At 33.6% G+C, this 10,527-nt stretch carries 9 protein-coding genes and 1 tRNA gene; 6 read left to right on the top strand and 4 right to left on the bottom strand.

Annotated elements, in window-relative coordinates; translation table 11 throughout:
* Positions 1–379: 379 nt before the first annotated feature.
* Both IV513_RS13865 and IV513_RS13860 read right to left on the bottom strand, forming a co-directional pair.
* A complete protein-coding gene (locus tag IV513_RS13865) occupies positions 380–1,069 on the bottom strand; it encodes a Bax inhibitor-1 family protein (protein WP_209391153.1) in 690 nt (229 codons plus the stop codon).
* Positions 1,070–1,115: 46 nt separating this feature from the next.
* Complete coding sequence (locus IV513_RS13860) at positions 1,116–2,150, bottom strand: acyl-CoA reductase (protein WP_209391152.1); 1,035 nt, start codon at positions 2,148–2,150, stop codon at positions 1,116–1,118.
* 59 nt (positions 2,151–2,209) lie between these two features.
* Between IV513_RS13860 and IV513_RS13855 the strand changes: the two genes are divergently transcribed.
* The 6 genes from IV513_RS13855 to IV513_RS13830 all read left to right on the top strand — a co-directional run bounded on the left by IV513_RS13855 (position 2,210) and on the right by IV513_RS13830 (position 7,673).
* On the top strand, positions 2,210–2,560 hold the full coding sequence (locus IV513_RS13855) for a 4Fe-4S dicluster domain-containing protein (RefSeq protein WP_209391151.1): 351 nt from the start codon (positions 2,210–2,212) through the stop codon (positions 2,558–2,560).
* An 86-nt stretch (positions 2,561–2,646) separates the two neighbouring features.
* Positions 2,647–3,711, top strand: coding sequence for a 3-phosphoserine/phosphohydroxythreonine transaminase (gene serC / locus IV513_RS13850; protein ID WP_209391150.1), 1,065 nt, complete (start codon positions 2,647–2,649; stop codon positions 3,709–3,711).
* A gap of 123 nt (positions 3,712–3,834) precedes the next feature.
* Positions 3,835–4,794 carry a D-2-hydroxyacid dehydrogenase gene (locus IV513_RS13845; RefSeq protein ID WP_209391149.1) on the top strand — a complete coding sequence of 320 codons (960 nt, stop codon included), beginning with the start codon at positions 3,835–3,837 and terminating at the stop codon, positions 4,792–4,794.
* 9 nt (positions 4,795–4,803) lie between these two features.
* Positions 4,804–6,048 carry a DUF1015 domain-containing protein gene (locus IV513_RS13840; RefSeq protein ID WP_209391148.1) on the top strand — a complete coding sequence of 415 codons (1,245 nt, stop codon included), beginning with the start codon at positions 4,804–4,806 and terminating at the stop codon, positions 6,046–6,048.
* A gap of 53 nt (positions 6,049–6,101) precedes the next feature.
* Positions 6,102–7,499, top strand: a complete 1,398-nt coding sequence (locus tag IV513_RS13835; RefSeq protein ID WP_209391147.1) for a M28 family peptidase — start codon at positions 6,102–6,104, stop codon at positions 7,497–7,499.
* A gap of 86 nt (positions 7,500–7,585) precedes the next feature.
* Positions 7,586–7,673, top strand: a tRNA-Ser gene (locus IV513_RS13830).
* 243 nt (positions 7,674–7,916) lie between these two features.
* On the opposite strand, the gene IV513_RS13825 is transcribed toward IV513_RS13830, so the two are convergent.
* Together IV513_RS13825 and IV513_RS13820 are read right to left on the bottom strand one after the other, a co-directional pair.
* Positions 7,917–8,528 carry a helix-turn-helix domain-containing protein gene (locus tag IV513_RS13825; RefSeq protein ID WP_209391146.1) on the bottom strand — a complete coding sequence of 204 codons (612 nt, stop codon included), beginning with the start codon at positions 8,526–8,528 and terminating at the stop codon, positions 7,917–7,919.
* 588 nt (positions 8,529–9,116) lie between these two features.
* A complete protein-coding gene (locus tag IV513_RS13820; protein ID WP_209391145.1) occupies positions 9,117–10,229 on the bottom strand; it encodes a T9SS type A sorting domain-containing protein in 1,113 nt (370 codons plus the stop codon).
* Positions 10,230–10,527 lie beyond the last annotated feature (298 nt).

Below are 10,527 nucleotides of genomic sequence, written 5' to 3'. Positions count from 1 at the left end.
ATTGGTTTTAAACCAATTTATGCTTATTTTTGAAAAAAGGCTCAGATTATAAAATCCAAGCCTAACTTTTCTACTTACACACTTTACGGGATAGTGTCTTTTTTAAAGAATATATGATAAGCTTTCATTGATGCAAATGTAGAGAATGATATTTTTTTCTTTTATTTACTAAAGTCGAATATTATTTTCATTAAATGATTTTGCGTCGCTTTAATATTCAAGAGAAGATAAAAATTCCCCTTAAGATCAATATATTTCATTGGAAAGTAATATTAAATTTTCTTTCCTTTCCATAAAAATACCCCTAAAAAGTTACACGCTTTTTAGGGGTACACCGAGAATTATCCGGATATTGTATTTTATTTTACAAATCAATATTTTAGTTTCTTCTGCTCATTAAAATTCTTAAAATATACCAGAATAAAAGCATGATAGAAGCAAAAAGCTGTAAAGATGCTCCTACGTACTGATCTGTACTGTAAGAGTCTTTAAGTTTGCTGGTTTGGTACAAAATAGTTGCAGATGCAAGAATTACCATTCCTACAGAAAACCATAGACCAAGATTGAACCCGAAAATCATTCCAGCAACGATTAATCCGATAGCAATAAATCCGCCTATTGCAATAATATTTCTTAAAAAAGAAAAATCTTTCTTAGAAGTAAATGCAACATAAGAAATTCCAGAAAACATTGCTACTGTAAGTGTCGCTGCCTGAAAAACCACTTCTCCACCTCCTGCATACGCCATTGCAATGTACATCATCGGCAAAAATATAATTGCTTCTAATAAGATGTAAATTCCTAATCCTAAATATTGGGTAGATCTACTTTGTGCCAAAGACCATTTTGTAGCCAAAAAAGAAGCAAGCCAAAAAATTCCCAATACCAAAAGCCAGCTGTATTTTTGCCCGACCATCATATAAATAAGGTCTGGTGGAACTACATTAAGCAAAATTGCTTCTACTACAATAAAGGCGACAATTGCCAATGCAACATGCATATATGTTTTTTTGTAAAATTCTGCTTTTTCAATATCTGTTGAATAAGCTACTAAAGAATCGTTCATCATGTTTATTTATTTATAATTTAAACTCACTAAATGTAAACAAAATTTATCAGATAACTTCTAAAAATTTCATAGTATCTACATTATCTGCATAAGTATTCAGCTGAGGGTTTTGTGCTTCTCCAAAGTAAATAGAATCTATTCCCAGTTCATCTTTTGCAACAACACACTGAATATTTTCTTCGTTTTCTGAAAGAAAAGTTTTTACTTCATCAAGAGATGTATACCTGCTGAAATTAATGACAGAAAGCGGACTGAATAATCCGTTATCTTCTTTGAGCATAACAAAATTATTATCCCAGAATTTATCCCCGTTTAAAAGGTAAATTGCTCTATTATAATCATAATTATTAGCGTATTTATGATGATTAATAATGTCCTGAAATGCTATAAAACTCTCGAAAAGTCTGTCGATTACAAAATCTTCAGGAATAAAAATTCTTGTAACATTCCTACATCCCAGGCCAAAGTACTGAAAAATATCTTTTGCAAGAAGAGCGAGTTCTTCTGGGGTTTCATCTCCCTTCAAAACGGAAACAGATGTTCTGTTTTTTCTAATGATATTTAAATGATTGTTGAAATAATATTCGAGATATCTTGCCGTATTGTTGCTTCCAGTGGCGATAACTGCATCAAAATTTTCTAATCTTTCAACATATTCGAAATTAATTTCCAAATCAGAAAATTTATTCCACTTTTTCAACAGATAAGGAATCATCAATCGGTCTTTAGAAGATAATTTAATCAAAGGAATATGATTGCTTAAAATTACAGAAATTACATCATGAAATCCCACTAATGGGATATTTCCGGCAAGAATCAGTCCTACCCTTTTAGATGTTTTAGATTCGGAATATTCCTGAAGCCAAGAATTGATATTTTCTACGGTTAGTAATTCCGACCATTGTTTTAAAGCATCTTTTTGATTCTCAATGGTAAACCAAGGGTTTTCAATTTCAGATTTCTTTAATATCTGTTCAAATTCGGCTTCATTTTCATTAAAATCGATAGATTCTTTTGCCAAAAAGTCTTTAATGTACTGCCCTAACCTGCTGAGTCCCAAAACTCTTTTTTCGTTATTCATAATTGCTGTAAAATTGGGGAATATTTTGTAATTTTGTGCAAATTTAAAAAAAATTAGCGATGGCTATTAAAATAACTGATGAATGCATTAACTGCGGAGCTTGTGAACCAGAATGTCCTAATAATGCAATTTATGAAGGAGCTGTAGATTGGAAAGCTTCAGAAGGAACAGAACTTTCGGGAATGGTTACCCTTACTTCTGGTCTTACAGTAGATGCAAATGCGCCGCAAGAACCCTTAAGTGATGATGTTTACTTTATTGTTACAGACAAATGTACAGAATGTAAAGGCTTTCACGAGGAGCCACAGTGTGCTGCGGTATGTCCTGTAGATTGCTGTGTTCCAGATGAGGATCATGTAGAATCTGAAGAAGCTTTACTGAATAAAAAAGCATTTTTACACGGTGAATAAAAACTTCCGTCTCATCCAGTATGAGGCGGTTTTTAATTTTTTAAACAAATCTCTAATAATATTTAATAAAAGTAAAAACAGAAGAAATGAGTAAAAAACATAATTTCAGTGCAGGACCTTGCATTTTACCGCAGGAAGTTTTCGAAAAATCTGCAGCAGCAATACTGGATTTCAATGGTATTGGTTTATCTATTCTGGAAATCTCCCACAGAAGTAAGGATTTTGTTCCGGTAATGGATGAAGCACGCGCAATCGTAAAAAGATTAATGAACCTTGGAGATGATTACGAAGTTTTATATTTAGGCGGAGGTGCAAGTCTTCAGTTTGCCATGGTTCCTTATAACTTGATGAAAGTTGGAGGAAAAGCAGCTTATCTAGACACAGGAACTTGGGCTGCAGGTGCTATAAAAGAAGCAAAAAAAGTAGGAAGTGTAGATATTGTTGGTTCTTCAAAAGAAGAAAACTATTCGTTTATTCCTAAAGATTATAAAGTAGGTGCAGAATACGATTATTTTCACTGCACATCAAACAATACCATTTACGGTACTCAGATGAAAAGTTTTCCAGAGGTAGATACACTTATGGTTTGTGATATGAGTTCTGATATTTTCTCAAGACAGTTAGACTTTTCTAAATTCGATTTAATCTATGCTGGAGCTCAGAAAAATATGGGACCTGCAGGAGTAACTCTGGTAGTAATTAAGAAAGAAATTCTTGAAAAAACAGGCAGAGAAAATATACCTTCGTACTTCGATTATGCTCAGCACATTAATAAAGAATCTATGTTGAATACTCCACCTGTATTTCCTGTTTATGCCTCTCTTCTCACTTTGCAGCATTTAGAAAACAATGGCGGAATTGCCACTGCTGAAGAAAGAAATGAAGCAAAAGCTAAATTATTATACGATGAAATAGATTCTAACCCATTATTTGAAACTTTCTGCGTAAAAGAAGACCGTTCTTTAATGAATGTTTCTTTTAAGCTGGTAGACGAAACCAAAAAAGAAGAGTTTGATGCAGCATGGAAAGCGGCAGGAATTAATGGTTTGAACGGTCATAGAAGTTTAGGCGGTTACAGAGCAAGTATGTACAATGCTTTACCTATAGAAAGTGTTCAGGTTCTGGTAGATGTAATGAAATCACTGAAGTAATTTCTTCGTAAAATCTTCGCTAATTACAAGATTATTTTCATTACAATAAATTTTCTTAATTTGCGACTCAGTTAAGAAAGAACAGATTACCAGATTAAAAAATCTTTAAATCAATTATAAGTAATGAAAGTTTTAGCTAACGATGGAATTTCCAAAGCTGGAGAAATTGCTTTAAAAGAAGCGGGAATTGAAGTATTAGACAATAGAGTTGCTCAAGATCATGTCATTAGTTTCATTAACGAGAACAATGTAGATGTTCTTTTGGTGAGAAGTGCCACAAAAGTGAGAAAAGACTTAATTGATGCCTGTCCCGGACTAAAAATAGTGGGAAGAGGCGGAATTGGGATGGATAACATTGATGTGGAATATGCAATTGAAAAAGGTTTATATGTTATTAATACTCCAACTGCCTCATCTAAATCTGTTGCAGAATTGGTTTTTGCCCATTTTTTCTCGTTGGCTAGATTTTTACATGAATCCAACAGATTAATGCCATTGGAGGGAGAAACTCACTTCAATGCCATGAAAAAAACTTTCAGTAAAGCGTATGAATTATCCGGTAAAACCTTGGGAGTAATAGGCTTTGGAAGTATCGGACAAGAAGTGGTAAAAATGGGGATTTCTTTGGGAATGAAAGTAAAAGTTCTTACCCGAAAACCTAAAACAGAAACCCTTAGTTTAGAGTTTTTTGATGGTCAAAAAGTTAATTTTGAAGTAACTTCTACCAATAATACCGACGAGTTCTTAAAAGAAGTAGATTTCATCAGTATCAACACCCCAAAAACTACAGAATATATAATTGATACTCCGCAGTTTGAAAAAATGAAAGACGGAGTTTACATTGTAAATACTGCAAGAGGTGGCGTAATAAACGAAGTAACTTTATTAGATTTTATAGAATCCGGAAAAGTGGCAGGAGCAGCTTTAGATGTTTTCGAAAATGAACCGGCCCCAGAACTTATTTTACTGATGAATCCTAGCCTGTCTCTTACACCCCATCTTGGTGGAAATACCGTAGATGCGCAAGAAAAAATCGGTGTAGAGCTTGCCAAACAAATTATTGAAATTAAAAAGAAACTATAATATATATATATGCCTGTTTTTAAACCTTTCCGTGGAATTAGACCTCATAAAGATCATGAGGCTACATTTCCTACACATCCTTTGGATAATTTTACACAGAGCGAAATTGCAGAAAAAGCGCAAGTAGAAAAAACTTACATTAATATGATTAAACCCTATGTTGTAAGTAAATCTAAGGATATTGACCGGAATTTAAGGAAAATACGTTCCACTTTTGAGGAACTTATGGAAGAAAATGTTCTTATTCAGGATAATTCTGCTTATTATCTCTATGAACAAATTTATCCTAATAAACAGGTATTCAGAGGGCTTTTAGGTTTAGCAAGCATTGAAGATTTCTGGGACGGAAAAATAAAAAGACACGAGAGTACGATTCCTCAGAAAAAGGAAAAACTGGCTCATTATCTGGAGAAAGTTAATCTTCAGGCAGAACCTGTTTTGCTTACGTATCCATCTAATTCTAAGATAGAATTATTGATGAACCATGAAGAGAAAAATGTTCCAATTTTTAATCATACGGATACCATAGGAATCAGACATAAAATATGGAGAATAGATAATCGTCTAAAACTTCAACAGTTTAAGGAAGTTATCGATCAAATAGATTCATTTTATATTGCAGACGGTCATCATAGAATTGGTTCTACTGCACTCAATGCAAAACGTCTGAAAGACAAGAATAAGAGACATAACGGTACAGAAGCTTACAATTTTGTATATAGTTTCATTGTTTCTAACCAATCTATTAAAATTCATGATTATAACAGAATTGTAAAAAGTATTGGTGACCTTTCTACTCAGGATTTTTTAGAAAAAATTGAAAAATATTTTTTAATTCACGAAAAAGGAGAAACACCGTACTACCCTTCTCAAAAGTTTCATATTTCTATGTATTTGGATGGAAAATTCTATTCTCTTCACGTAAAGCATAATCTTCGTTCACAAGAAATGTCGTTAGATAATTTAGATCATCATATCTTAGATAAATATATTATCAATGAAATTTTAAATATTGAAGATTCTGATAGTTCCGATGAAATTATATACATCAAAGGAACTTCAAACATTGAAGGAATTAATATTTTAAAAGAAAAAATAGACAATGGCGAAGGTAAAGTAGGATTTGGTATTTATCCCGTGAGCTTTAACGACATGATAAAAATTTCTGATCTTAAGCTAAGAATGCCTCCAAAATGTACATTTATAGAGCCTAAATTGGTAACTGCCTTATTAATGTACGATATGAAACAATAACTATCTGTTTTTTTCTTTATTTTTATGCTCCGAAAAGAAAACGGTCAGTAAAAATGAAAAAGATTCTACTCATCATACTTCCACTCTTTTTGAGTGGATTTTTATTTTCGCAGAAATTAACTGTACGAAAACTAAAACCTGTTCCCAAATTCAATTATTCTGAAGAGTTTAAGAAGATTTCAGACGAAATTTTCCTTCACGGAACAGCATATAGTAATTTAGGCGAACTTACGAAAGGTATCGGAGCAAGATTCAGTGCCACTCCGGGATATGCAGCCGCAACGGAATGGGCAGAAAATAAACTGAAAGAAGCCGGTGCGGAAAATGTATGGAAGCAGGAAGTAAAAGTTCCGGTCTGGGTTCGGGGGAAAGAATCTCTACATATAAAAACCTCAAGTGGTGATTGGAAAAATATCCGAATGTTATCTTTTGGAAATTCTGAAGGAACAAAAGGGAAAGATCTTATTGCAGATATACTTTTGGTGAATGATATTCAGGAGCTTGTAAATCTCACAACGGCTCAGGTAAAGGATAAAATTATTTTTGTAAATTATGTTATAGATCCTACCATCATCAATACAACAAATTCTTATCTGATTGCAGCAAAATCTAAACTACTTTCTGCATCGGTTATTGGAAAAAAAGGAGCTAAAGCATTAATTATTCGCTCTCTAACCACAGCGTCAGATGATGTTCCGCATGCAAAAATGATTTATTACGAGCCAGACGATAAAGTTAGAATTCCTGCAATGACCATTGGAGTAAAATCTGCAGATGAATTGGAAAAGCTTTTAAAAACTCAAACAGTTAAAGCGAAGATTAATATGGCTGCAGAATCGAGAGGAGAAGCCATTAATTATAATGTAATTGGTGAAATTCCTGGTAAAAAAGACAATAAAATTATCCTTGTTGGAGCACAACTCGATTCTTGGGATTTCGCCGAAGGCGCCCATGATGATGGTGCAGGAGTAGCCCAGTGTATTGAAGTTTTGCGTACTTATAAAGCTTTGGGATATACTAACAATCATACCCTTAGAGTTGTTCTTTATGCCAATAGCGAAAATGGAGGTCGTGGTAGAGATACTTACGAAAATCAATCAAGAAAAAAGGATGAAAAGCATATTTTCGCGTTAGGCACAGATGCCGGTGGCTACTCCCCTCGCGGATTTTCTTTAGATATGCCACCACAACGCCGAAAACTTATATTTGAATGGAAAAACTATTTTCTTCCTTATGGCGTTTACGATTTTGAACAAACCGATGCCATTCAGGATATTGCTCCTTTAAAAAAACTCAGTATTCCCCTTGCAGAGTTAATTGTGGATACTCAACGATATTTCGATTATCATCATTCTGAAAAAGATACATTTGATAAAGTTAGCAAAAGAGAATTGCTTTTAGGAGCTGTGGTGATGACTCAAATGGTTTTTATGATTGATAAAAATTGGTAGATTTAAAATTTATCATATTTCGCTTGGTCAAAATAAAAAAACATTCTATATTTGCACCACTGAAAACGAGAAATCGTAATAAGTAAGGAGAGTTGGCAGAGTGGTCGATTGCGGCAGTCTTGAAAACTGTTGACTGTAACAGGTCCGGGGGTTCGAATCCCTCACTCTCCGCCAGTTGGGAAACCAAAATAAGCTAAAACGCTGTAAACATCAATGTTTACAGCGTTTTTTTGTTTTTCGCTAGTATCAAAGAAAAACAAAAAGACCATGTTGAAAGTGACCTATTTAGTGACCTATCGTGAAAATATCAAAATAGGTCACTAGAATCTCTGGAAAATCCGACCAATAGGCAGTCTAAAGATTGAACATCTTGCAAAAAGTGGTAACAAAAAGTAAATTATTAAACAATTAAAGTTATCACACAATGAACAAAACATTCAACCTTTTATTCTCCAACATTTTTTCGATATCCTTATAATTGTAATATAATGTTCCATCAACACGAGTAAAAGATAAGCTACCGTTAATACGTAGATTTTGTAATGTTCCGCTAGAAATTTTCAAAAGTTCCATAGTGTATTGTTTTGATGCGGTTAAATAGGCATTTTTGTTTACCCGTGCATTTGCCGGAATTGACAAGTTAGATGTTGATGAAATGTCTGCTGTACTGTTATGGTCAGGTACTACAGTAATCACATATTCAACATGTTGTTTCTCCTTTGAAAAATCCCTCGGCGAAATTTCATTAAAATAATATAATCCCGGTTCCAGAATATAAACAGCCTGCCCTGATAAGGTAGTCGGTCTAGATGTCACATAAACAACAGCACCTCCTTTAGCAAGGGTATATGTTTTAGCAGTGAGTTGATTCCCTTTGATTCGTTGGGGAATAATTCCGCCGTAGTAATTGACATCATTTGGTTTTCCGACCACTTTAAAAGTAGCTTCAGGCGTTTGGTTATTGATACCAACCTGCCCCTCGAGTGATATAGTTATTAACAGTAAAAATAAATAAATGAATTTTCTCATCGGTATTTTGATTAAGATTTCTGAGACAAAATTGAGTGATAAAACCTTCTAAAACAATAGCAATCAAAACGTTTGGTTCAAAAACGATAAATCTGTACTTAGCTGAAAACGATGGAGATTAAAAAAGAAAGATTAAGTTGAATTCGTAATCTTATTTAAAATTTTGAGAAAAATAAAAAAACAAGTTCCGCAGTTTTTTATCCCTTTTTGCAAAAAAGGCAAGATCGTCATTGTAGTACAACTTGAAAAGTTTGTACGTACAAAGACACATCTTGCCGTATAAGATTTTACTGTATCAGATTTTTAGATTTGCAGAAGTTAAAATCAGTTCTGTTAGATTTTCGTTTAAGAGAAAAAAAGTAATATGAGTAAATTTTTAAAAGTATACTCTTCAGGAATTATAATAGCACGTTTCTCATCAAGATCATGTCATTATAAGCATTTGAATAATTCACCCTGTCTCATTTTACACATCCTAAAAAATAACCTAGTGCTATTTTATTCAGCTTAAGAACCAACGATATCTGAAATAAAAAAAAACCGCAAAGATTTTGTCTTTGCGGTTTATAAATATTTATTCCGATAAAGTTATTTTTTCACCACCTTCTCTGTCACGACAGCCTTTTCCGTTTTTACTTTCACATAATAAACACCTGCTGTCAAATCACTCATATTAATTTGTGCATTTTTACTCTCTAATCTTCCTCTTAGAACAGCTTGCCCAACGGAAGAATACACTTCATAGCTTTCCAAATTATTTTTGCTTTTGATCGTCAGGAAATCCTGAACGGGATTTGGATAAAACTGTAGACCAGCTTCAGCAGAGGTTTCTTCTACCGAAAGGTTACTACAAGGTGTCTTTGCATATTTTGTAAAGAAATTCTGAGATTTTCCCGCTGTAACATTTATCACCATAGTTGGTACATTATCATTAGCATCAGTAAACAATTGCTGATGGAAAAAACCACCTAAAACATAATTCCCGTCATTATCAACTGTTATTGCAGTAAATTCATCTATGGTTCCCTGATTACTAAGAACGTCACCCATTCCCAAGACTGCTCCTGAATCTTTGTTTAAACGAACCAAAATCGGGTCGACACCATATCCACTAGGTCGAACTAAGGAGTAGCTTCCCCATACAGAGCCTGCAGTACCGTGGGCAAAACCTATTTCATTAGCATTTTGTGCAAGTCTGCCTTTCATAAAACGATAGCCTTGTGTATTAACGCTGGTAGGTATTGCGTCTGGAATTTTAGCCCACTGAACATTACCTGCTGAATTTAACTTCATTATAAAAGGTATATGTCCAAAATATGTCACAGCAGGGAAAGTGTAACTTCCAAAAGTAGCTGTTGAATTTAAAGAAGAGTACCGACCTGAAATATAAATGTCTGAGGTGTTTGCATCTTTGACAATAGAATGAATTTCATCATCCATAGTTGTTTGCCCATTGTCCAATTCCTTTCTCCAAGCTTCTGAGACTGTACTTCCTGAAACATTAAATGCAAGAAGAAAAGCCTGTTTGTTGAAAGAAGTATTATTAAAAGAAAAATCTGTGAAAGTACCAGTATCACCTCTTATTCCTGCTAAATAATAACGACTCAAGGCTTCATCATATACCATATTTACTTTACCGTGTTCAAGTCCCGAATAAAGACTTCCTGTAATAGGCAGAAGAACAGGAGTTGCGAGTGTCATATTCCCAGTGGTACTATTATAATTAAATTTTACTAAGTAATATTGATAAGTATTTGTGAAACTTGAAGGAACAGTAATGAGACCATCCAAATGCGTTCCTGCTTTAAATCCTAAAATGGCATGTGTAAATCGTCAGCAAAAAGTAGACACTATATAGTATAAAAGTTAAGGAGTGTTTTCAAAAAAAGAATTAGATTTGATTATGGAAACACCTAAAAAGAAAAGTTCCGAAAAATTCGTAAAAGACATCCGTAAAAATACAAGGAGGATCTTTACAGCCGAGCAGAAAATTTTAATC

The sequence above is a fragment of the Chryseobacterium sp. RR2-3-20 genome (genome assembly GCF_017808115.1).
Taxonomy (GTDB): domain Bacteria; phylum Bacteroidota; class Bacteroidia; order Flavobacteriales; family Weeksellaceae; genus Chryseobacterium; species Chryseobacterium oryzae.
Note: the sequence above shows the minus strand (reverse complement) of the source record. Positions and strands in the feature narration are given on the sequence as shown.

Excerpts from the sequence above, each read along its gene's own strand:
- IV513_RS13840 (WP_209391148.1), top strand. The coding sequence starts at position 4,804 with ATGCCTGTTTTTAAACCTTTCCGTGGAATTAGACCTCATAAAGATCAT.
- IV513_RS13820 (WP_209391145.1), bottom strand. The coding sequence starts at position 10,229 with ATGACACTCGCAACTCCTGTTCTTCTGCCTATTACAGGAAGTCTTTAT.
- IV513_RS13845 (WP_209391149.1), top strand. The coding sequence starts at position 3,835 with ATGAAAGTTTTAGCTAACGATGGAATTTCCAAAGCTGGAGAAATTGCT.
- serC (WP_209391150.1), top strand. The coding sequence starts at position 2,647 with ATGAGTAAAAAACATAATTTCAGTGCAGGACCTTGCATTTTACCGCAG.
- IV513_RS13835 (WP_209391147.1), top strand. The coding sequence starts at position 6,102 with ATGAAAAAGATTCTACTCATCATACTTCCACTCTTTTTGAGTGGATTT.
- IV513_RS13865 (WP_209391153.1), bottom strand. The coding sequence starts at position 1,069 with ATGATGAACGATTCTTTAGTAGCTTATTCAACAGATATTGAAAAAGCA.
- IV513_RS13860 (WP_209391152.1), bottom strand. The coding sequence starts at position 2,150 with ATGAATAACGAAAAAAGAGTTTTGGGACTCAGCAGGTTAGGGCAGTAC.
- IV513_RS13825 (WP_209391146.1), bottom strand. The coding sequence starts at position 8,528 with ATGAGAAAATTCATTTATTTATTTTTACTGTTAATAACTATATCACTC.
- IV513_RS13855 (WP_209391151.1), top strand. The coding sequence starts at position 2,210 with ATGGCTATTAAAATAACTGATGAATGCATTAACTGCGGAGCTTGTGAA.